Source organism: Rhodococcus opacus B4, from assembly GCF_000010805.1.
Lineage (GTDB): Bacteria > Actinomycetota > Actinomycetes > Mycobacteriales > Mycobacteriaceae > Rhodococcus_F > Rhodococcus_F opacus_C.
In genome coordinates this window covers 6,656,490-6,679,296 of record NC_012522.1, presented here as the reverse complement: position 1 = coordinate 6,679,296, position 22,807 = coordinate 6,656,490, and the positions used below count along the sequence as shown (strand labels likewise).

Genomic DNA, 22,807 nt, shown 5'->3' with positions numbered 1-22,807 from the left:
GGTCAGACCGCCGCGTCGGACGCGAGGGCGTGGGCGGGATCGTCGAGTCGCTTCATCGTGTCGAGGACCGAATCGGCCGTCGGCTCGCGCAGTTCGTCGACGATCTTGCCGTCCGCGAGGAAGACCACCCGGTCGGCGTAGGCCGCCGCCCGGGGATCGTGCGTGACGATGACGACGGTCTGGTGGAACTCGTCCACCGCGGCCCGCAGGATCGACAGCACCTCCCCCGAGGACTTCGAGTCGAGGTTGCCGGTGGGCTCGTCGCCGAAGATGATCTCCGGCTGCCCGGCCAGGGCGCGGGCACACGCGACCCGCTGTTGCTGACCCCCGGACAGCTCGCCGGGCCGGTGCTCGAGACGGTCCTGCAGTCCGAGCTTGGTGAGCACGTTCTCGAGCCAGGCGGCGTCCGGCTTACGGCCCGCAATGTCCAGCGGCAGGGTGATGTTCTCCAGCGCCGTCAGCGTGGGCACCAGGTTGAACGCCTGGAACACGAAGCCGATTCGATCGCGCCGCAGTTGCGTCATCTGCTTGTCCGTCAGCGTCGTCAGTTCGGTGTCGCCGATGAGGACCGAACCCGAACTGGCCGAGTCGAGGCCGGCCAGGCAGTGCATCAGCGTCGACTTGCCGGAACCGGACGGTCCCATGATCGCGGTGAACTCACCACGGGCGAACTCCGCGGATACCGCGCTGAGCGCGTGGACCTGAGTGTCGCCGGTGCCGTACGTCTTGGACAGCTCGACAGCACGGGCAGCGACAGCGGGGGCATGCGTGCTCATGATCGCCTTTCGTCATTCTCTTGTAGCGGTCCGGCCCCGTGGTGACGGGCCGGGACGGTGCACGCGCGGCGCACTCCTCCATCTTGTCGACACCCACGGCGGCCCGCCATCGGGGACCACCCTGATCTTCGGTCGGCCGGGGCGTGATCCCGGACACGGCGACCCGGCCGGAAACGCCCACAACGGAAGTCCCGACCTGGGAGAATTCCGGTATCGCCGGTGCGAAGGAGAGCCTCATGGCCATCGAACCCCCCAAACCCCGGGCAGGATCGCGGTTCCTCGACGCGTTCCTCCAGTCACCGTTCGCCGGCCTGGCGCCGTGGATCGTGATGTCGCTGCTGTCCGGTCCCGGGCGGTTCGAGGAATCGGTCGCCACCGCCCTCGGGTTGTCGATCCTGTTCCTGTTCCTCAGCCACCGTCGCGGCGGAAGCCTCAAACCCATGGAAGTGTTCGACATCGTCTACTTCGGCTGCCTCGCCGCGATCGGCCTGTTCGCCTCCGACAGCCTGATCACCTGGCTGGAGAAGTGGTCGGGCGAGATGTCGAGCCTGGCGCTCGTCGCGTTCGCGTTCGGCTCGCTGTTGCTGCGCAATCCGTTCACCCTGCCGTACGCGAAAGAGACCACACCCGAGGAATATTGGACCTCGCCGCTGTTCCTGAAGGTCAACCAGATCATCACCCTGGTGTGGGCGCTGTCCTTCACGGTGTCGGCGGCGTCCGGACTGTACGGCGACCTCGTTCTCGATCAGCCGGACAATTTCTGGACGGGCTGGATCATTCCGATCGGGGCCTTGCTGTTCGCGCTGTCCTTCACCGAGTGGTACCCGGACGTGGCGAGCGCGCAGGCGCCGCGCGAACCCGGCGAACCGGAAGAGGTGGCGCCGCCGCTCGTCAAACTGTTCGACTTCCTGCCGCCGTACGTGATCGGCGTGGGGATCGCGATGCTCGTCACCGACAACGATCCCGACTGGCTGGGCATCACGCTGATCGTGGTCGGCGCCCTCGGCAGCGCCGCGTTGCGACGTGCGGGAGCGCAGAGCCGGAGCAGTTCGACCGCGTGAGGCAAAACGTCACTGATCGGAGCACCGGCTACTAGCCTGATGTGACTGACGTCACAGACGAGAGGTGGGCGCATGTCGGACGCCGAGAACGAGATCATCTTCGACCGACTCGCGCACTGGGCGCAGGTCCGACCGGACGACGTCGCCGTGCAGTTCCAGGGCGCCGAGTACACCTGGTCCGGGTGGCGCGACCGGATCCTGCACATCGCGGGAGCGCTGGCGGAAGGCGGAATCGGGGCCGGCGACACGGTCGCGTTCGTCGACAAGAACCACCTGTCCTGCCTCGAGGTCACCTACGCCGCCTCGCTCCTCGGTGCGGCCGCCGCGGTGCCGAATTGGCGGCTCGCCGGCGAGGAACTCGACTACGTGATCAACGACTGCCGCGCCCGGATCCTGTTCGTGGGCAACGAGTTTCTCCAGCAGGTCATGGCGTTGCGGGACCGGCTGACCGGCATCGAGCAGATCATCACCGTCGGTGGGGAGCACGACGAGTTCGAGCCGTGGCTCGCCGAGGCGTCCGCCCTGTCGTCGAGGCCCGAGGTGGCCGCGGACGCCACCGCGCTGATCCTGTACAGCTCGGGAACCACCGGCAGGCCCAAGGGTGTTCAGCTGACGCACCGCAACCTGATCGCGCACAGCGTCGCGGTGCTCGACATCCTGCCCGCACGGCACGACGACTGTCTGCTCGTCGCCATGCCGCTGTTCCACGTCGGCGGGAGCTGCTACGCGATCATGGGTGTGCACGCCGGCGCCCGCTGCCATTTCACCAGGGAGGCCGACGCCCCTTCGCTGTTCGGCGCGCTCGCGGCAGGCGCGAACATCGCGTTCCTCGTGCCGCCGGTGATCGCCGGGGTGCTCGCCGCGGGCGAGCAGGCCGTGGCCGCGTTCGGCGCGCTGCACCGGATCACGTACGGCGCGGCCCCGATGCCCCTGCCGCTGCTGCGCAGCGCGCTCGCCGCGTGGCCGGACGCGGAATTCGTCCAGGTGTACGGAATGACCGAGTGTGCGGGTGTGGTCACCGCACTCCTGCCGGAGGTGCATCGCGACGAGTCGCAGGAGGCGAGGATGGCGTCGGCGGGCCGGCCGATTCCCGGTGTGGAGATGCGCATCGTGGACCCGGCCACCGCCGAGGACGTCGCCACCGGGGAGACCGGGGAGTTGTGGTGGCGGTCGGACCAGCGCACGCCCGGCTATCTCGGCAAGCCCGAGGCGACGGCGGAGGCGATCACCGCGGACGGGTGGTTGCGCAGCGGCGACATGGGCCGCGCGGACGCCGACGGTTTCGTGTTCATCGAGGACCGGTTGAAGGACATGATCATCACCGGCGGCGAGAACGTGTACTCCCCCGAGATCGAACGGGTCCTCGTCGAACACCCGGCGGTGGCGGAGGTCGCGGTGATCGGCGTGCCCGACGAGCACTGGGGTGAGACCGTCAAGGCCGTCGTCGTACCGGTGACCGGAATCAGCATCGAACCGGACGAGCTGATCCACTACACCCGTCAGCGCCTGGCGAAGTTCAAGTGCCCGACGACGGTCGACGTCGTCGACCTGCTGCCGCGCAACCCCACCGGCAAGATCCTCAAGCGGGAACTGCGCGCGCCGTACTGGAAGGACCGCACCCACAAGCTCGTGTGACCGCCGTCCATACTGGGACGGTGACCGTTCGATGCCCCTGCCTGCTCGGTGAACCGTACGACGAATGCTGCGGGAGGTACCACCGCGGCGAGGCGAAAGCGCCTACGGCCGAGCGTCTGATGCGTTCCCGGTTCAGCGCGTTCGCGGTCCTGGACACCGACTATCTCGTCGCGACGTGGCATCCGAGTACGCGGCCCACGGATCTGGACCTCGATCCCGGGCAGCGCTGGACCCGCCTCGACATCCTGGGCACGACCGGCGGCGGTCTGCTCGACACCACTGGCACCGTCGAGTTCCGGGCCCACTACGTGCTGGACGGCCACCGCGAATCGCTGCACGAGAACAGCCGATTCGTCCGTGAGGACGGCAACTGGCTGTACCTGGACGCGATCGCGACGCCACGCCCGGGGCTCCCCCGACTCTGATCGGCTCCGGCTTACGATCGGAACATGATCAACCACCGGATCGGTCCCTTCGCCGTGTTCGCCGCCTGCTCGCTGGCCGCCGTGACGCTCACCGGATGCTCGGAGTCGAACTCCGCCAGCAGCGCGGCGGCGACGTCGCCGGCTGCCGCGGCCACCACGAGCAGCGCCCTCGAATCCGAGTCGGCGCCGATCCCGGCCGACGCGTCACCGAAATCGTCGGCGGCGTCCGACTCCGCCAAGCTCACCGTCACCGACGTCCGCGTCGGCGGGCACGAGGGATTCGACCGTGTGGTGTACGAACTCGGCGGCAAGGGCACGCCGGGCTGGCGGGTCGCGTACGTGGACGAGGCGGTGCAGGACGGCAGCGGCAAGACGATCCCGGTGTCGGGCAACGGCATCCTGCAGGTACAGATCGACGGCTCGGCGTACCCGTTCGACAGCGACGTGGAGGGCTACTCGGGCCCCAACCCGGTGCCCGGGGTTCCCGGCGGCACGGTCACCGAGGTCAACGGGGCGCTGGTATTCGAAGGCGTCACCCAGTCGTTCATCGGCGTGACCGCGCCCGGCCGTCCGTTCACGGTGTCCGCTCTGTCGAATCCGACCCGGGTGGTCGTCGACGTCGCGAGGTGACACTTCCCGCGCCCGCGACTTGACCTCGAGTTAACTCGAGGTTCTACGGTCGTGTCATACCCCGGCTCTACCGTGGGGGGACAGCGACAGGAGGCCGCCGGCATGAGCATGGAAGTCACGGCGTGGAACGCGATGTACAACGCGATGCACGCCCAGGAAGATCGACGCCCCTTCTCCCGGACGACGTTGCGGCGGATCGCCCGTTTCGCCCGGCCGCACCGCCGCAACCTCGCGTGGTACCTGCTGCTCAGCGTCGTCACTGCGGCGCTGGCCGTGGCCACCCCGGTGCTGGCGGGCCGCGTCGTGAACGCCATCGTCGGCGGCGACGCCGTGTCCGTGATCGTGCGTCTCGCGGCGCTCATCGCGGTCATCGCCGTCCTCGAATCCGCGCTCGCGCTGTGGACGCGGTGGTTGTCGGCGAGCATCGGCGAGGACCTGATCCTCGACCTGCGCACCGCCGTGTTCGACCACGTGCAGCGCATGCCGGTCGCGTTCTTCACCCGCACCCGCACCGGCGCGCTTGTCAGCCGCCTCAACAACGACGTGATCGGTGCGCAGCGCGCGTTCAGCGACACCCTGTCGGGTGTGGTGTCCAACCTGGTCACGCTCGGCATCACGCTGATCGTGATGATCGGGATCTCCTGGCAGATCACGCTGTGCGCACTGCTGCTGCTGCCCATCTTCGTCCTGCCCGCCCGCACGATGGGCGCACGGCTCGCACAACTCAATCGTGAGGCGGCCAACCACAACTCGGTGATGAGCACGCAGATGACCGAGCGGTTCTCGGCGCCGGGCGCCACCCTCGTCAAACTGTTCGGCCGCCCCTCCGAGGAGTCCGCCGAATTCGCGGTCCGTGCGCGGCGAGTGCGGAACATCGGCGTCCGGACGGCCATGCTGCAGTCGGTGTTCGTCACCGCGCTCACCCTCGTCTCGGCGCTCGCGCTGGCCCTCGTCTACGGGCTGGGCGGGTTCTACGCACTGCGCGGACAGCTCGACGCGGGAGCCGTCGTCGCGATGGCGATGCTGCTCACCCGCCTGTATTCGCCCCTCACCGCACTGGCCAGCGCACGCATGGACGTGATGAGCGCGCTGGTGAGCTTCGAGCGCGTGTTCGAGGTCCTCGACCTGAAGCCGCTGATCGCGGAGAAGCCCGACGCCGTCGCGGTGCCCGAGGGCCCGGTGTCGGTGGAGTTCGACTCCGTGGAGTTCGCGTACCCCTCGGCCGACAAGGTGTCGCTGGCGTCACTCGAAGAGGTCGCGACCCTCGACACACGCGGCGGCGTAGAGGTGCTGCACCGACTGTCGTTCCGCGCCGAACCCGGGCAGATGGTCGCCCTGGTGGGGTCGTCCGGGGCCGGCAAGTCCACCATCGCCCAACTGGTTCCCCGGCTCTACGACGCGGACGCGGGCTCGGTGAAACTCGGTGGGGTCGACGTGCGGGACCTGACCGCGGACTCGGTGCGGGCCACCGTCGGCATGGTGACCCAGGACGGGCATCTCTTTCACGACACCGTGCGGGCCAACCTTCTGCTCGCCCGTCCGGGTGCCACGCCGGCGGAACTCGCGGAGGTCCTGGAGCGGGCCCGGCTCACCGACCTCGTCGCCGCCCTTCCCGACGGCCTCGACACGGTGGTCGGCGAACGCGGCTACCGGCTGTCGGGCGGCGAACGCCAGCGGCTGACCATCGCCCGCCTTCTGCTCGCGCATCCGCGGGTCGTCATCCTCGACGAAGCGACGGCGCACCTGGACTCCACGTCCGAGGCCGCCGTGCAGGAGGCACTGGGCGAGGCCCTCGCCGGACGGACGGCCGTGGTCATCGCCCACCGGTTGTCGACCGTCCGCGCGGCCGATCTGATCCTCGTTGTGGAGGCCGGCCGCATCGTCGAACGCGGAACACACTCCGAACTGCTCGCCGCGGGCGGCCGGTACGAAGAGCTGTACCGCACTCAGTTCGACACGGGCACGGTCTCGTCCCCGGCTCTCACCGAGGTGCTGCGGTGAGTCGGCGAATGGCGGAGAGGGGCAAGCCTATCCACTTCGGGCGGTTCCTCGCCTCGTACACCGTCTCGTACACCGCCTTGTCGAGTTCGTAGGCCCGGAGCAACGCCGCCGCCTCCCGCGGATCGGTGCCCGACACCGAGGCATAGCCCTCGCAGAAGGCGTCGGCGTTGCGCTGGGCCCACTCCCTCGCCCGGAAGTCCCGCTGCGACGCCGCGCCCGTCGCCCCCATCGGCACCGAATCGGCCAGCAGGTGGTGGGCGGCGTAGTCGAAGGACCGCAGCATCCCCGCGACGTCCCGCAACGGACTGTCCCTTTCCCGGCGCTCGTCGAGCGTCTTGGCGGGCTCGCCCTCGAAGTCGATGAGCAGCCACCGCTCCGGTGTGCGCAGCACCTGACCGAGGTGTAGGTCCCCGTGTATCCGCTGGACGGCGGTGGCGCCCAGCGCTTCCGCCTCGGCGAACTTGCCCCGCACCGCTGCGGCCACCTCCCCCAGTTCGGGGACTATCGCGGTGGCGGCGTCCAGCCTGCGGGTCATCGCCTCCACCGTCGTCGACGCCACCTGCCGCTCCTCCGCACCCAGCGCACGCGCCAGCGTCGAATGCACCTCGGCGACGGCGGCACCCATGCGATGGGACTCACCGGCGAAGTCCGTCCCCAACTCCGCGGCGTGGAGATCCGCTTCGATGAGGAGGTCGCGGACGCTGCCGAGCGCCATGCTCCACCCGTCCGCCGAGTTGGCCTCGAAGTCCTGCACCATCGCGAGGGTGGTGAGAATCCCGGCCACGTCGGTCTCCATCCACGCCCGCAACGCGGCCACGTATTCACTGCCCGCGCCGGCGAGCGCCAGATGGAGTTCCACATCGGGATTCACCCCGGGGGTGACCAGACGGAAGATCTTCATCAGCAGCTTCTCCCCCAGCACCACCGACGTGTTCGACTGCTCCGCGCCGAGCGTACGCCCGCGCAGGCCCGGTTCGATCACCGTGCCCGGCACGGTCTTCAACTGCACCGGCCCGGAACCCTGCGCCTCGGCGAGCAGGTCCGCGTACAGGCTGATGACCTCCGCGTCGTGCAGGCCGTCGTACGCGATCATCGCGTTGCCGTCGCCGTCCGGCAGCGCCCAGGGTTCGAGGTCCTCGGGCAGATGACTGCGGAACCCCAGCGGCACCTGGTACACCTGCGCCGGGCCCGACTCGAAGTCCACCGACACCAGCAGGTGCTCGGCGGAGAAACCGGAGACCGAGGTCAGCTCGTGGCGCAGCAGGATCCGCACGGCCGAGATGGTGTTGCCCTTGGCGGCGAACCACCGCCGGTCCGGCAACCAGCGGACGAGTTGCCGCTCGAGGGTCTCGTCGGGAATGCGTCCGATGGTGGGTTCGTTCACTGTTGCACCGCCTGTTCCGCTTCACTGCTGACCGGATGTCCGCTCACCGCGCCGTCGGATTGGGGATCCGGTTGCAACGCGAACCAGAAGAAGCCGTGGCCGGGCAGCGTGATCATGTACCCGTCGTCCCCGATCGTGGGAAAGGGGACGGAACCGGTGAGCTCCACGGGAATTCGGCCGGCGAACTGGGAGAGGTCCAGGATCACCGCCTGCGGGAACCGGGACAGGTTGTTGACGCACAGGATGACGTCGCTGTACGGGCGGTCCGGGCTCGGCGGAGTTTCCCGCACATACGACAGGACAGCCGGGTTCGCGCTGCCGAGTTCGGTGAACGAGGCCGTTCCGAACGCCGGATGCTGTTTGCGGACCTGGATCAGCCGGCGGGTCCAGTGCAGCAGCGAGTTGGTCGAGTTCATCTGCGACTCGACGTTCACCGACTGGTAGCCGTATGTGGGATCCATGATGACCGGCAGGTACATTCGCGCCGGGTCGGCGCGGGAGAATCCGGCGTTGCGGTCGGGTGTCCACTGCATCGGCGTCCGCACCGAGTCCCGGTCGCCGAGCCAGATGTTGTCGCCCATGCCGATCTCGTCACCGTAGTAGAGGACGGGCGAACCCGGCAGGCTCAGCAGCAGTGCGGTGAACAGCTCGAGCTGGTTGCGGTCGTTCTCGAGCAGCGGCGCGAGGCGTCGCCGGATGCCGATGTTCGCCTTCATCCGCGGGTCCTGCGCGTACTCGGAGTACATGTAGTCACGCTCCTCGTCCGACACCATTTCGAGCGTCAGCTCGTCGTGGTTCCGGAGGAAGATTCCCCATTGGCACGAACTCGGAATCGGCGGGGTCTGCGCGAGGATCTCGGAGATCGGAAAACGGTTCTGCCGCCGCACCGCCATGAAGATCCGCGGCATCAGCGGGAAGTGGAACGCCATGTGGCACTCGTCGCCGACGTCCGGCTCCCCGAAGTACTCCACGACGTCCGACGGCCACTGGTTGGCTTCTGCGAGCAGTGCCCGACCCGGGTATTCGGCGTCCATGACGGCCCTGCACCTCTTGAGGAACGCGTGCGTCTCGGGCAGGTTCTCGCAGTTGGTGCCGTCCCGCTCGAACAGGTAGGGCACCGCGTCCAGCCGGAATCCGTCGATTCCGAGGTCGAGCCAGAACCGCAGCACGTCGATCATGGCGTCCTGGACGCCGGGATTGTCGTAGTTCAGGTCCGGCTGATGGGAGAAGAAGCGGTGCCAGTAGTACTGCCCCCGCACCGGATCCCACGTCCAGTTGGACGTCTCCGTGTCGACGAAGATGACGCGCGCGTCCGGATACCCTTCGTCGCGGTCGGACCAGACGTAGAAGTCGCCGTACGGGCCGTCGGGGTCGTTGCGCGACTCCTGGAACCAGGCGTGGGTGTCGGACGTGTGGTTCATGACCAGGTCGGTGATGACCCTGATCCCGCGGCGGTGCGCCTGATCGAAGAGCTGGACGAAGTCCTCGACCGTCCCGAATTCCGGGAGCACGGCCCGGAAGTCGCGGATGTCGTATCCGCCGTCCCGGAGCGGTGAGTCGTAGAACGGTGGCAGCCACAGACAGTCGACGCCGAGCCAGGACAGGTAGTCGAGTTTCGACGTCAGCCCCCGCAGGTCGCCCGTTCCGTCCCCCGAGGAATCGAAGAACGCGCGCACCAGAACCTCGTAGAACACCGCGGTCTTGAACCACTCGTTATCGACCTGCAGTTCTCGGGCGTGGAAGTAGTCCTCGGACCGGGCCTCGATGAGGTGGCCTTCCAGGTCGTGCTCCGGCGGGACGGCGCCCGCACGGGACGGGTCGGCGTGGGCGGACGAGGAATCTTCCAGGGGCATGAGCACCTCGGTTTGCGACTCGATCACAGGAACGGGGACGTTCCCCGGACACCTGCCTCGATCGTAGGGCGGGTCCGCCCGCACCGCTGGGAACGCGCCCAGCCGGACACGCCGCCCCCGAAAATGTCGACAACTCGGGATCGAGGACAGTAGCTGTCCGCTATTCGCGCAACACTGAACGTGTGAACGAGACACCCAGCACCCCGGCCCCCATTTCCGACGAGCGCGGACTCCTGCTCCTCATGCTGGACAACCAGCGCACCGCGTTCCGCAACGCGGTGTCCGGCCTGACCGAGGAGCAGGTCCGCAGTGTGCCCAGCGCCAGCGAGATGAGCCTGGCGTCCGTGCTCAAACACGTGATCGACGGCGAAGAGGCGATGACCTCTCGCATCACCGGTATCCCGCGCGGTGGCGGCGTGGATCCGGTGGCCGCGTGGATGGCCGCATGGAACGTCGCCGAGGACGAGACCGTCGACGTCCTCCTCGCCCGCTTCGACGCCGCCCAGCGCGCCACCGAGGCCGCGGTCGCCGCCGAAACCGACCTGGACCGTGACGTCGACCTGCCCGCCGACGTCGCGCAGTGGATGACGTCGGGAGTGGTGTTCACGGTCCGCTACCTGCTGCTGCACCAGGTCGAGGAACTCGCCCGGCACGCCGGTCACGCCGACGTCATCCGGCAGTCCCTCGACGGCGCGCGGGCCGATACGCTGGCCGGCGGCGGTAGCTGGTCCTGACTGATTCCCTGCTCTCGGGTAAATTCTCCGCTCGGGCGGCGCTGCAGAGCTGCCCGGACGAGACAACGAGGAGTTCAGGTGGACGGTATGAGCGTGATGCGACGCACGATCGCGGCGGCAACGGTCGGTATCGCGACCTTCGGCCTCGCCGGCACGGCAGCGGCAGAGCCGGCCACCCCCGACGTCCCCGGACTCGCCGAACTCCGCACCCAGGCCGTCAAGCCCGAGGAGAAGGCCGCGGTCGAGGCGCTGGCCACGTCGACCGTGCTGCGTGACGTCGCGGGCGAATACACCCCGTTCCTGTACACGGCACCGACCGTGGGCTGCGGCACCGTCGCACCCGTCACGCTGACGGTGGCGTCGGGCACCACCGGGCCGACCGCCGAGGTGAAGGCGAACGAGATCAGCTTCCAGGCGCTCTCCGCCTACCCCGGTGTCGTGAAGTCGTCGGGACTGAACGTCGCGTGGATCAACACCGGCACCGGCGCCAGCGGCATCCTGCCCCTCGACGGGCTCACGGAAGGCGGCTACCCCGCATTGAACAAGATCGTGACGACGGGCGCGGGCACCGTCGTGGCGTCGATCTTCGGGACCGTCGGCTACACCAACGCCACCTGCTACGTGCTGCCGACCGTCGGTTCGTTCTTCGTTCCCGAGGAGGGCCCGCTTCCTGCCGAGGCGGCACAGCCCGCCCCGGCTCCCGCTCCCCCGGCGTAACCGCCGGAGACCCCGGTCAGGGCCGCGCGAGGACTACTCGCGCGGCCTTTTCCTGTTGTCCCGGTCGCGCTGAAACTTTCCGCCGGCCCGATCGTCGCGGCCGCCACGACCCGGACGACCCGACGGCGGCCCCGAATCGGGCTGCAGCTGGATCAGCACCCCGGAGATCCGGGTACGGCGCAGCGCCTCGAGGGTTTCGCTGGACAGGTCGGCGGGCAACTCCACCAGGCTGTGGTCCGGGCGGATGCTGATGTGCCCGAAGTCGCTGCGCCGCAGCCCACCCTCGTTCGCGATGGCACCGACGATCGCGCCCGGCACCACCCGGTGCCGCTTGCCGACGGCGATGCGGTACGTCGCGAGCTCCTGGCCTTCCGGTCCACGCGAGCGGGTCGGGGGGCCGTCGTCGAAACGGCGCGCCGGGCGTTCGCGGGGCTCACGTTCACGGCGGGGTGCGGGCGGCGGTTCGGGCGCCATGAGGAACGCCTCCCCGTCACGCGACTGCACCGCGAGCGCGGCGGCGATGTCGGCGAGCGGAACGTCGTGCTCCTGCTCGTAGTCCTCGATCATCTTGCGGAACAACGCCAGGTTGTCGGATGTCAGGCTCTCGGTGATCGAGTCGCCGAACTTGGACACACGCTGTGCGTTGACGTCGTCGACACTCGGCAGCTGCATCTCGGCGAGCGGCTGACGGGTCGCCTTCTCGATGGCCTTGAGCAGGTGCCGTTCGCGCGGCGCCACGAACAGCAGCGCCTCGCCCGCGCGACCGGCGCGCCCGGTGCGGCCGATCCGGTGGACGTAGGACTCCGTGTCGTGCGGGATGTCGTAGTTGACGACGTGGGAGATGCGGTCGACGTCGAGGCCACGTGCGGCCACGTCGGTGGCCACGAGGATGTCGAGGGCGCCGCTCTTGAGCTGGCCGATGGTCCGCTCACGCTGGGCCTGCACGATGTCGCCGTTGATGGCCGCCGCCGAGAAGCCGCGCGAACGCAGTCGTTCCGCGAGGTCTTCGGTGGCCTGCTTGGTGCGCACGAAGATGATCATGGCCCCGAAGTCCTCGACCTCGAGGACACGCGTGAGGGCGTCGAGTTTGCGCTGGTGCGCCACCTGGACGTACCGCTGCGAGATGTTGGACGCAGTCGACGTCTTCGACTTCACCGTGATCTCGACCGGGTCGTGCAGATACTGCTTCGAGATCTTGCGGATGGCACCCGGCATGGTGGCCGAGAACAGGGCGACCTGCTTGTATTCGGGAGTGTCGGAGAGGATGCGCTCGACGTCCTCCTGGAATCCCATCTTCAGCATCTCGTCGGCCTCGTCCAGAACGAGGTAGGCGAGCTTGGACAGGTCGAGGGTGCCCTTCTCGAGGTGGTCGATCACGCGACCGGGCGTGCCCACGACGACGTGCGCGCCGCGCCGGAGCCCCGACAGCTGGACGCCGTAGCTCTGCCCGCCGTAGATCGGCAGGACGTGCAGGCCCGGGATGTGGGCGGAGTACTTGCCGAACGCCTCCGCGACCTGCAGGGCCAGTTCGCGGGTCGGTGCGAGGACCAACGCCTGCGGCGACTTCTGCGTGAGGTCGATCTTCGAGAGGATCGGCACCGCGAACGCAGCGGTCTTGCCGGTGCCGGTCTGTGCCAGGCCGACGACGTCGTTGCCTGCGAGGAGCGGCGGAATGGTGGCGGCCTGGATCGGCGAGGGCGACTCGTAGCCCACATCGGACAGTGCCTTCAAGACCCGATCGTCGATGTCGAGGTCGGCAAAAGTGGGGGGTTCGGGGTCACGCTCGATATCACTCATTGACCAGCAGTTTAGTGCACGAGTCCACACTGCAACGCCACGCCGCGGAAATACGCGGCGACCGGGACGGGAGACACCCCCGCGCGATCGTCGCCTAGCGTGGACGGCATGGTCGATGTCGCTGTCATTCAGTTCGCTCCGGGTCAGGACAAGCAGGAGAACCTGCGCACGGTCCGCACGCTCGCCGCCGAGGCCGCGGGCCGCGGCGCGAAGGTGGTGGTGGCGCCGGAGTACTCGATGTTCACGGCACCCAGAACCGACGAGCGCATCGTCGAGTCGGCCGAGGCCCTGGACGGCGAGTTCGTCGCCGGGCTGGCCGCGACCGCGAAGGAACTCGACGTCCATCTGGTGGCGGGCGTCAACGAGGCGCTGCCCGGCGACGACCGCATCTCCAACACCCTCGTGGCGCTCGGGTCCGGCGGCGACGTCGTCGCCACCTACCGCAAACTCCACCTGTACGACGCGTTCGGCTACAAGGAGTCCGACGTCATCCGCGCCGGGGAGATCGGCACCCCGGAGACCTTCGCCGTCGACGGCCTCACGTTCGGCATGCAGACGTGCTACGACCTCCGGTTCCCCGAGGTCACCCGGCGGATCGTCGACGCGGGCGCCGACGTGCTGCTGCTGCCGGCTCAGTGGGTGCCCGGACCGCTCAAGGAGGAGCACTGGTCGACGCTGATCCGGGCGCGCGCGATCGAGAACACCGTGTACGTGGCGGCCGCCGATCAGAGCGCGCGCACCGGGGCCGGGAACAGCATGATCGTCGACCCGATGGGTGTGACCCTCGTGTCGCTCGGTGAGCGGGTGGGCACCGCGGTCGCGTCGGTCGATCCGGAGCGGATCACCGAGGTCCGGGAGAAGAATCCCGCGCTCGCCCTGCGCCGATTCACCGTCAGCGAGATCTGAGCGACCTGATCGGGAGTAGCGTCGGAGACGAACAGTTCTCCCCGATCACGGAGCGTTCGATGTTGTACACCAGTCGCGCCGACGCCGGTCGCCGACTGGCCGCCGCACTGGACCACCTGCGCGGAACCGACCTGGTGGTACTCGGCCTGCCGCGCGGCGGCGTCCCCGTCGCATACGAGATCGCCGCGGCCCTGTCGGCTCCCCTCGACGTCGTGCTCGTCCGCAAGCTGGGCGTCCCGTGGCAGCCGGAACTCGCGATGGGCGCCATCGGCGAGGGTGAGTCCCGGGTGATCAACGACGACGTTCTCCGCATCGCCCGGGTCAGCAAGACGTCGCTCGCCATGGTGGAGGCGAAGGAACGCCACGAACTCGAGCGGCGGGCACGGGTGCTGCGCGGCGGCAGGCCCCGGGCGTCGCTGAGAGGCCGGATCGCCGTTCTCGTCGACGACGGCATGGCCACGGGAGCGACCGCGGCGGTGGCCTGCCAGTCGGTCAAGAAGCTGGGTGCGGCCCGGGTGGTCGTCGCGGTCCCGGTGGCCGCGCCCGAGGCCGTCGGCCGGCTGCGCGTGACCGCCGACGAGGTCGTCTGCCCCTACACCCCAGCCGATCTCGGCGGCGTCGGCAACGCGTACGCCGATTTCCATCAACTCTCGGACAGCGAGGTCACAGACCTGCTGACGCCCCGCTGACGGTCGTTCTCGAGGAATCTTCAGCTCCAGTGCAACGTTCCCGGAGGCCCTGTCGATACACCGGACAGAGCACAGAACAGACTGCCTTTGGAGGATCTCGTGACCGTCTCTGCCGATACCGTCGAAACCGTCGTCACCGCATGCCGCGACCGATTGGGCGACCCGTCCGGCTGGGTCACCTCCGATGCCTATCGGCACAGCCTCGCGCTCTGCATCATCGAGTCGGTGCAGTCGAGCGCCGGGCACAGCGAGGTCGCCGTCGTCGACCGCTACCTGGCGTACCGGCGGGCACACCCCGATCAGCCCCTCACCGACGGCGCCCGCGACCTCCTGCGCACGTTCGAGGAGGCGGGCAGCTCGGATCAGTGGGCGGGCAAGGTCGGCTCGTACAAGCGGCGGTACACCGCCACCGGCGTGCCGATCGAGGCGCGTCACATCCAGCTGGCGGCGGAGCGGCTACACCAGCTCCGCATCAACAGCATCGACGACCTCCTCGAGGCTGCGCGGGACGAAGCCGCCCTGGAGCAGATCCACGACGCGTGGATCGAGGTGTGCGGGGAGAGCAGCGACGTCACGTGGGCGCACTTCCTGATGCTCGCCGGCATCCCCGGGGTACGGCCGAATCGGGTGGCGGACGTCTTCATCAGCGGCGCGCTCGGCATCTCGGAAGCCACCGACGACGGCCTGGCCGAGGAGATTCTCGAGGCGACCGCGACGGAACTCGGTGTCGATCCCGACCAGTTGAACTACGCGATCCGGCGCTGGCTGTCCGCGAACTCACGCCGCCTGGAAGAGGCCGCCTGAGTTATCAGTTTACGTCGAGTTACACTAATCTCCGCTGGTCAGAACAGAAATACACATAACGGACATCAACCCTGGTGCGAAACTAGGACAAATGTGATCGAATGCACATCCGTCATGTCGTTTCAGTGGAGGGGTCATAGTGCGTGAATTCTCGGTACCGCAGTCGTTCTCAATTCCGGAGGACGCCTCCATGGCGGACACGGTCTTCCGTCACGCCGAGGAGGACCCGAAGTTCGTTCCGTTCAAGCGCCCGGGCAGCGGCGGGTGGGTAGACGTCACCGCCGCCGAGTTCGCGGAGCAGGTCTCCGCCGTCGCGAAGGGCCTCATCGCGTCGGGCATCGAACTCGGTGACCGCGTCGCGATCCTCTCCGCGACCCGGTACGAGTGGGTCGTCGTCGACTACGCGATCTGGACGGCAGGCGGGTGCACCGTCGCCATCTACGAGACGTCCGCACCCGATCAGGCCAAGTGGATCCTCGAGGACTCCGGCACGTCGCTGCTGGTCGTCGAGAACGCGAACCATGCCGACGCGCTGAAGGTCGTCACCGACGCCGCGCCGGACCTGAAGGAGGTCCTGCAGATCGAAGGCGGGGCAAGCGAAGCGACGGGGACATCGTCGAGCGCGATAGATGAGCTGTCGAAGCGCGGGGAGAGCATCACCGACGAGCAACTGCACGAGCGTCGCCACCAGGTGCGCGCGTCGTCCCCCGCGACCCTCATCTACACGTCGGGCACCACGGGCCGCCCCAAGGGCGTGCAGTTGACGCACTCCAACTTCTACGCCGAGTCGGCGGCCGTGAAGCTGGCGCTCAGCGACGCGATGTACGCGGGCAGGCGCACCCTGATGTTCCTTCCCCTCGCGCACGTCTTCGCGCGTGCCATCTCGTTCGGGGCGTTCGACGCCAAGGTCACGGTCGCGCACACCGCCGACCTCACCACGCTGCTCGACCAGTTCGCGGCGTTCAAGCCGCACTTCATCCTGTCGGTGCCGCGCGTGTTCGAGAAGGTGTACAACTCCGCCAAGCAGAAGGCGTACGACGGCGGCAAGGGCAGCATCTTCGAGAAGGCGTCCGCCACCGCGATCGCGTACAGCGAGGCGCAGGACAACGGCGGCGCCGGGCTGGGACTCAAACTCAAGCACGCCCTGTTCGACAAGCTCGTCTACTCGAAGCTGCGCACCGCGCTCGGCGGCGAGTGCGACCGCGCCGTCTCCGGTGGCGCCGCGCTCGGTGCACGCCTCGGCCACTTCTTCCGCGGCATCGGCGTCCCGGTGTACGAGGGTTACGGTCTCACCGAGACCAGCGCCGCCGTCTCGGTGAACACCACCCGCGCACAGAAGGTCGGCACCGTCGGCAAGCCGATCGACGGCCACGCCGCGAAGATCGGCGAGGACGGCGAACTGCTGCTGAAGGGTCCCGTCGTGTTCGGCGGGTACTGGCACAACGATCAGGCCACCGCGGATTCGATCCGGGACGGCTGGTTCCACACCGGCGACCTCGGCTCGATCGACGAAGAGGGCTACATCTCGATCACCGGCCGCAAGAAGGAAATCATCGTCACCGCGGGCGGCAAGAACGTGGCGCCCGCGGTCCTCGAGGACGCCCTCCGCGCGCACCCGCTGATCAGCCAGTGCCTCGTGGTCGGTGACGGCAAGCCGTTCATCGGCGCTCTCATCACCCTCGACTCCGAGACCCTGCCCGGCTGGAAGGAACGTCACGGGCTGGCCGCCGACACCCCCGTGTCCGAACTGGTGAAGAACCCCGACCTGGTCGCCGAGATCGACGAGGCGGTGGCCGAGGGCAACAAGAAGGTGTCCAACCCGGAGCGGATCAAGAAGTACCGCATCCTCGAGGTCGACTTCACGCAGGAGACCGGTGAGCTCACGCCCACGCTGAAGCTCAAGCGGAACGTCATCCACAAGGAGCACGGCGCGGCCATCGAGGCCATCTACGCGTAAGCGGCTCCGCCGCCCGTGAGTGGCTGAGGAGTCCCTGCACTCCTCAGCCACTCACGGGCGCGCAGCGTCCAGCACGAAATCGCGGACGACCGCCGTGACGGCGGCGTGGACCTTCTCGTGCAGCAGGTCGTGTCCGGCGTCGTCGAACTCCCGCAATTCGAGCCCCGCGATGCCCGCCGCCCAGTCCCGGACGGGGTCGATCGGTGCGATGCGGTCGTCCACGCCGTGCACCGCGAGCAGCGGCATCTCCAGCGAACCCAGCGCGTCCGCCGTCTGCTGGACGGCGGCCGTCTTCGGGGTCCCGCACAGAATCGCGCCCCGGAATCCGGAGTCGCCGCGCAGGAGAAGTTCCATCGAGACGGCGGCGCCGAGGGAATGCCCCATCAGCACGAGCGGGACGTCCGGTGCGTGCTGGTCCGCGAGCCGGGTGAGGAGCGCGGCGTCCTCCGCCAGCTCCGCGACGGACCCGGGGCGGTCGCCCTCGGACAGGCCGTGACCCGCCTGGTCGATGCCCCACACGCCGATTCCCGCCGGCGTCAGTCCGCGCGCGAACCGGTGGTAATGCCCGGTGTGCTGCCCCATCCCGTGCAGAAACACCAGCTGGACGACGGGTCCTCCCACCGCGCTCCAGTGCCGGTAGTGGACGCGTCCGGAGTGGCCGTCGAAGAAGGGCATGGCTGCCATTCTGGACGTGTCGCCCCCCGATGGCACAATCGGCCGGGTGAACTCACCGGCAGAACTGGGGACGTAGCTGTGTTCCTCCTCGACGACACCATCGTCTACAGCGCCAGCGACCTCTCCGCGGCCGCCACCTGCGAGTTCGCGTTGCTGCGCCGGCTGGATGCCACGCTCGGGCTCGGCGGCGCCGGCACCTCCGCCCCGTCCGTCGACGACGATCCGATGCTGCGACGGACCTCGAGTCTGGGCGACGCTCACGAACATCGCCGGCTCGAGCAGTTCCGCGCCGAGTACGGCGACGGCGTGGTCACCATGGACCGGCCCGAGTACACCACCGTGGGCCTGTTCGACGCGAACCTGGCCACCGTGGAGGCGATCAGCGGCGGTGCCGACGTCGTGTACCAGGGCACGTTCTTCGACGGCCGCTTCCTGGGCTTCTGCGACTTCCTCGTCCGCGACGGGGACACCTTTGCCGTCTACGACACCAAACTGTCGCGGCACGCGAAGGTGCCGGCTCTCCTCCAGCTCGCCGCTTACGCGGAAGCACTCGCCGGCAACGGAATTCCGACGTCCCCGGACGTCCACCTGCTACTCGGCGACGACAGCGACTCGGCGCACCCGCTCGGCGACATCGTGCCGGTGTACTCCGCGCGGCGCTCCTCGCTCGAACGAATTCTCGACGAGCACCGCGACGAGCAGTCGGTCGCGGAGTGGGGCGACCCCCGGTACACGGCATGCGGCCGCTGCGACACGTGCACCCCGGAGGTCGAGCAGCACCGCGACCTCCTGCTGGTGGCCGGCATGCGCTCGACGCAGCGGAGCAGGCTGATCGCGGCCGGCATCGGCACGCTCGACGCGCTCGCCGCGCACACGGGCGGCGTCGAGGGGCTGCCCGAGCGCACCCTGGAATCGTTGCGCGCCCAGGCTGCCCTGCAGTTGCGGCAGGAGTCCTCGGGCACCCCCGAGTTCCAGCTGTACGCCCCGCAGGCCCTGGGTGGGCTGCCGGAACCGGACGACGGCGACATCTTCTTCGACTTCGAGGGAGACCCGCTGTGGGCCGAGAACGGTTCCACCGACTGGGGTCTCGAATACCTCTTCGGCGTGGTCGAGGGTCCCGCCGAGGCCGCCGTGTTCCGGCCGTTCTGGGCGCACGACCGCGCGGAGGAGCGGCAGGCACTCGTCGACTTCCTCGACTACGTGACGGCACGGCGTCAGCAGTACCCGAACATGCACATCTACCACTACGCCGCGTACGAGAAGTCGGCGCTGCTGCGGCTGGCGGGACGGCACGGCGTCGGTGAGGAGACCGTCGACACCCTGCTGCGCGACAACGTCCTCGTCGACCTCTATCCGGTGGTGCGCGGGTGCCTGCGAATCGGCGAACGGTCCTACAGCATCAAGAAACTCGAACCGTTGTACATGCCGGAGCAACCGCGCGACGGCGACGTCACCAACGCCGCCGCGTCGGTGGTCGCGTACGCGGACTACTGCGATCACCGCGACAACGGCCGCGACGAGGAGGCCCGCGCACTGTTGCAGGGCATAGCCGACTACAACGAGTACGACTGCGATTCCACGTTGCGGCTGCGCGACTGGCTGATCGGGCAGGCGCAATCGCACGGCGTGGCCCTCCGGCCGCCGGGCGACGGGCCGACCCCGGTGACCGAGGAATGCACGCCCGCGGAGGCGGCGTTGCGCGAGTTCGCCGGGCACGGACCGAGCGAGCACCGGGGCCACGACCAGCAGGCCGCCGCACTCATGGCGGCGGCGGTCGGCTATCACCGGCGGGAGCGGAAACCGTTCTGGTGGGCGCACTTCGATCGGCTGGTCGTGCCGCACGACGAACTGTCGGACATCCGGGACGTCCTGGTGGTGTCGTCCGCGGTCGTCGAGGAGAACTGGCACAAGAGCACCCCTCGGCAGCGCAAGCTGCGTCGGCGTCTCGAGCTCACCGGCCGGTTCGGGACCGGGAGCACGGTGGGGCCCAAGACCACGATGTACGCGCTGTACGACACTCCCGCGCCGGAGGCGGTCGCGGGCGACAACGCGCAGCAGCGGGGCACGTGCACGGTCAACGTGCTCGAAGTCGGCAAGGACGGCCGCCGCCGCGACGTGGTGATCGTCGAGGAACTTCTGAACGGCGAAGAGTACGGTCAACTTCCGACGGCGATCACCCCCGGGCCACCGATCACGACCGACCGCATCGAATCGGCGATCGCGGTGGCCGCGGACGGCATGTGCTCACCGCTGCCGGAGCTCCCGCTGTGCGCGTCCGTGGACATTCTCAGGCGGTCCGATCCACGCACCCGGAGCGGCAATCCCCTCCCTCCCGTCGACGGCACGGACTACGCGGGCGCGATCACCGCGGCCCTGCTCGATCTCGAGGACTCGTACGTCGCGGTGCAGGGTCCGCCCGGCACCGGCAAGACGTACACCGGGGCGCGGGTGATCAAGGCACTGGTCGAGCAGCACCACTGGCGGATCGGCGTGGTCGCGCAATCACATTCGGTGATCGAAAACATGCTCGGCGGCGTCGTCAAGGCCGGTCTCCCCGCCGAACTCGTCGCGAAGAAGGACGGGCGGCATCGCGCCGCGACGTGGACCGACATCAGTTCCAACGATTACCCCGGCTTCATCGACCAGGCCGAGGGAACGGGCTGCGTGATCGGTGGGACCGCCTGGGACTTCGCCAACACCGACCGCGTTCCCCCCGGCAGCCTCGACCTGCTGGTCATCGACGAGGCCGGGCAGTTCGCTCTCGCCAACACCATCGCGGTGGGCGGTGCGGCCCGCAATCTCCTCCTGCTCGGCGACCCCCAGCAGCTCCCCCAGGTCAGCCAGGGCACCCACCCGGAACCGGTGGACGCGTCGGCGCTCGGGTGGCTCGCCGAGGGCCACGGGGCCCTGCCCGCGAGCCGGGGTTATTTCCTCGAGCGCACGTGGCGGATGCACCCGGACCTGTGCGCACCGGTGTCGACGCTGTCGTACGACGGCAAGCTGCGTTCGCAGGAATCGGCCAGTGCCGCACGACGACTCGACGGCATCGACGCCGGGGTCCACACCGTCGTCGTCGACCACCAGGGCAACGCCACCCAATCCCCCGAGGAATCGCGGGAAGTGGTCAACCGGATCACGAAGCTGCTCGGATCCGGCTGGACCGACCCCAGCGAGTTCGAGGGCACCCGCCCACTCGACGAGTCCGACATCCTGGTGGTGGCGCCGTACAACGCGCAGGTCGGGTTGATCGAACGCGATCTGGCGGCCGTCGGCCTCGACAAGGTGGAGGTGGGCACGGTCGACAAGTTCCAGGGGCGGGAGGCGGCCGTCGCCATCGTGTCGATGACCGCGTCCGCGATCGAGGACGTGCCGCGCGGCATGTCGTTCCTGCTGTCGCGGAACCGGATGAACGTGGCGGTCTCCCGCGGCAAGTGGGCGGCCATCATCGTCCGGTCGGAATCACTGACCCAGTACATGCCGAGCACCCCGGAAGGACTGATCGAGCTGGGCGCCTTCATGCGGCTGACCGATCAGCCGAAGCACTGACCTTCGCCGCGGTAGGTAGGCACGGCGGTGCGGGATCCGTCCGACTCGACGAGGTGCACCTCGGCGAACCTCTCACACATCTCGCCGGCCTTCGCGTGCCGGAACCACACGCGGTCGCCGATGCCGAGATCGGCTGCCGCTCTACCGGTCACGGGAGTCTGCACCTCGCCGGCGCCCTCGTTGCGCAGCAACTTCAGGCCCGTCGGCCACATCGGTGCGGGCACGCGGCTGCGCCCGGCGGGTCCGGAGGCGATGTAGCCGCCGCCGAACAGCGTCGCGATGCCGGGCGCCGGCCGCCGGACCGCCGGGAGCGCGAAGTACAGCGACGGGTGCGGGCGGAACGAGCGGTACCGGTCGAAGAGCGTCGGGACGTACAGGCCGGAACCGGCCGTCACCTCCGTCACGACCGGGTCGGCAGAGCTCACCTCGAGTGAGCCGGTGCCCCCGCTGTTGACGATCTCGAGCGCCCCGACCTCCGACTGCACTGCGTTCACCACGGCGCTGCGACGGGTCGCGAGTTCCTTGGCGGACGCCCGCTTCATCCAGCCGATCGGCGGGCCGGAGTCGGGCAGTCCCGCGATCTGCGCTTCGTAGAACATGACTCCGACGACGGCGAATCCCCGCGCGGCGGCTCGTTTCGCGAGCGCGGCGACGGCGGACGGATCGCGGAGCGGGGAACGGCGGACCCCGATGTGGACGGGCCCGAGCCGGAGCGACGCGTCGACGTCGATGCACAGCCGAGCCCGGAGGGACGTCGTGCCGGCGGCGGACGACACGAAGTCGAGGTGGTCTTCGCTGTCGACCATCAGGGTGATCCGCTTCAGCAGTCCGGGTTCGGAGGCCAGTTCTGCGAGGGCCCCGCGGTCGGCGGTCGGGTAGCCCATGAGAATGTCCTGCGCGCCGTGCCGGGCCAGCCAGATCGCCTCGCGGAGCGAGTACGCCATGATCCCGCGGAAGCCCCCGGCTGCGGTGAGATCCTCACCCAGCGCGACCTGGAGTACCGCACGGCAGCGGACGGATTTGCTGGCGACCCGGACCGGGGTTCCGCCGGCGCGCCGGACCAGGTCGGCGGCGTTGGCGCGCAGCGTGGTCAGGTCGAGTGCTGCCAGCGGCGGATCGACCTCGGCGGTCGAGGCTATGAGACGGTCGAGCGTGGGCGTCACAGTTCGTCCAATCGTCGTGCATCGATCTGCGACGCCAGTCAACCATCGAGTTGG

At 68.9% G+C, this 22,807-nt stretch carries 18 protein-coding genes; 12 read left to right on the top strand and 6 right to left on the bottom strand.

What is annotated here, in order from left to right; all coding sequences use genetic code 11:
• Positions 1–2 precede the first annotated feature (2 nt).
• Positions 3–776 (bottom strand): ABC transporter ATP-binding protein, encoded by a 774-nt coding sequence (locus ROP_RS30320; RefSeq protein WP_015889840.1) that lies wholly within the window; start codon positions 774–776, stop codon positions 3–5.
• Between the two features lie 143 nt (positions 777–919).
• On the opposite strand from ROP_RS30320, the gene ROP_RS30315 reads away from it, so the two are divergent.
• From ROP_RS30315 to ROP_RS30295, 5 genes are all read left to right on the top strand, one after another.
• Positions 920–1,837, top strand: coding sequence for a hypothetical protein (locus ROP_RS30315; RefSeq protein ID WP_015889839.1), 918 nt, complete (start codon positions 920–922; stop codon positions 1,835–1,837).
• Between the two features lie 72 nt (positions 1,838–1,909).
• Positions 1,910–3,472: a long-chain-fatty-acid--CoA ligase gene (locus tag ROP_RS30310; protein WP_015889838.1), complete on the top strand. Its 1,563-nt coding sequence runs from the start codon at positions 1,910–1,912 to the stop codon at positions 3,470–3,472.
• Positions 3,469–3,897: a YchJ family protein gene (locus ROP_RS30305; protein WP_043825609.1), complete on the top strand. Its 429-nt coding sequence runs from the start codon at positions 3,469–3,471 to the stop codon at positions 3,895–3,897. Before ROP_RS30310 ends, ROP_RS30305 begins: the two co-directional genes overlap by 4 nt.
• A 24-nt stretch (positions 3,898–3,921) precedes the next feature.
• On the top strand, positions 3,922–4,527 hold the full coding sequence (locus ROP_RS30300) for an AMIN-like domain-containing (lipo)protein (protein ID WP_015889836.1): 606 nt from the start codon (positions 3,922–3,924) through the stop codon (positions 4,525–4,527).
• Between the two features lie 102 nt (positions 4,528–4,629).
• Positions 4,630–6,528 (top strand): ABC transporter ATP-binding protein, encoded by a 1,899-nt coding sequence (locus ROP_RS30295; RefSeq protein ID WP_015889835.1) that lies wholly within the window; start codon positions 4,630–4,632, stop codon positions 6,526–6,528.
• Here ROP_RS30295 and ROP_RS30290 read toward each other — a convergent pair.
• Entirely contained in the window at positions 6,509–7,912 is a 1,404-nt protein-coding gene (locus ROP_RS30290; RefSeq protein WP_015889834.1) for a maltokinase N-terminal cap-like domain-containing protein, read from the bottom strand. The genes ROP_RS30295 and ROP_RS30290 overlap by 20 nt on opposite strands.
• A complete protein-coding gene (gene treS / locus ROP_RS30285) occupies positions 7,909–9,765 on the bottom strand; it encodes a maltose alpha-D-glucosyltransferase (protein ID WP_015889833.1) in 1,857 nt (618 codons plus the stop codon). The genes ROP_RS30290 and treS overlap by 4 nt, the downstream gene beginning before the upstream one ends.
• A 182-nt stretch (positions 9,766–9,947) precedes the next feature.
• On the opposite strand from treS, the gene ROP_RS30280 reads away from it, so the two are divergent.
• Together ROP_RS30280 and ROP_RS30275 are read left to right on the top strand one after the other, a co-directional pair.
• Complete coding sequence (locus ROP_RS30280) at positions 9,948–10,499, top strand: DinB family protein (RefSeq protein WP_015889832.1); 552 nt, start codon at positions 9,948–9,950, stop codon at positions 10,497–10,499.
• A gap of 87 nt (positions 10,500–10,586) precedes the next feature.
• Entirely contained in the window at positions 10,587–11,216 is a 630-nt protein-coding gene (locus ROP_RS30275; RefSeq protein ID WP_043825606.1) for a hypothetical protein, read from the top strand.
• Between the two features lie 33 nt (positions 11,217–11,249).
• Here ROP_RS30275 and ROP_RS30270 read toward each other — a convergent pair whose 3' ends face one another.
• Positions 11,250–13,013, bottom strand: a complete 1,764-nt coding sequence (locus ROP_RS30270) for a DEAD/DEAH box helicase (protein ID WP_015889830.1) — start codon at positions 13,011–13,013, stop codon at positions 11,250–11,252.
• Positions 13,014–13,121: 108 nt separating this feature from the next.
• Between ROP_RS30270 and ROP_RS30265 the strand changes: the two genes are divergently transcribed.
• From ROP_RS30265 to ROP_RS30250, 4 genes are all read left to right on the top strand, one after another.
• A complete protein-coding gene (locus tag ROP_RS30265; RefSeq protein ID WP_043826890.1) occupies positions 13,122–13,919 on the top strand; it encodes a carbon-nitrogen hydrolase family protein in 798 nt (265 codons plus the stop codon).
• Between the two features lie 59 nt (positions 13,920–13,978).
• Positions 13,979–14,608 (top strand): phosphoribosyltransferase, encoded by a 630-nt coding sequence (locus tag ROP_RS30260; protein WP_015889828.1) that lies wholly within the window; start codon positions 13,979–13,981, stop codon positions 14,606–14,608.
• Between the two features lie 99 nt (positions 14,609–14,707).
• Positions 14,708–15,412 (top strand): hypothetical protein, encoded by a 705-nt coding sequence (locus tag ROP_RS30255; protein WP_015889827.1) that lies wholly within the window; start codon positions 14,708–14,710, stop codon positions 15,410–15,412.
• Positions 15,413–15,551: 139 nt separating this feature from the next.
• Complete coding sequence (locus ROP_RS30250; RefSeq protein ID WP_015889826.1) at positions 15,552–17,369, top strand: AMP-dependent synthetase/ligase; 1,818 nt, start codon at positions 15,552–15,554, stop codon at positions 17,367–17,369.
• Between the two features lie 51 nt (positions 17,370–17,420).
• On the opposite strand, the gene ROP_RS30245 is transcribed toward ROP_RS30250, so the two are convergent.
• A complete protein-coding gene (locus ROP_RS30245) occupies positions 17,421–18,044 on the bottom strand; it encodes an alpha/beta hydrolase (RefSeq protein WP_043825604.1) in 624 nt (207 codons plus the stop codon).
• A 78-nt stretch (positions 18,045–18,122) separates the two neighbouring features.
• Between ROP_RS30245 and ROP_RS30240 the strand changes: the two genes are divergently transcribed.
• Positions 18,123–21,590, top strand: coding sequence for a TM0106 family RecB-like putative nuclease (locus ROP_RS30240; protein WP_015889824.1), 3,468 nt, complete (start codon positions 18,123–18,125; stop codon positions 21,588–21,590).
• Here the strand turns inward: ROP_RS30240 and ROP_RS30235 are convergent.
• Complete coding sequence (locus ROP_RS30235) at positions 21,575–22,753, bottom strand: amino acid deaminase/aldolase (RefSeq protein WP_015889823.1); 1,179 nt, start codon at positions 22,751–22,753, stop codon at positions 21,575–21,577. The genes ROP_RS30240 and ROP_RS30235 overlap by 16 nt on opposite strands.
• Positions 22,754–22,807 lie beyond the last annotated feature (54 nt).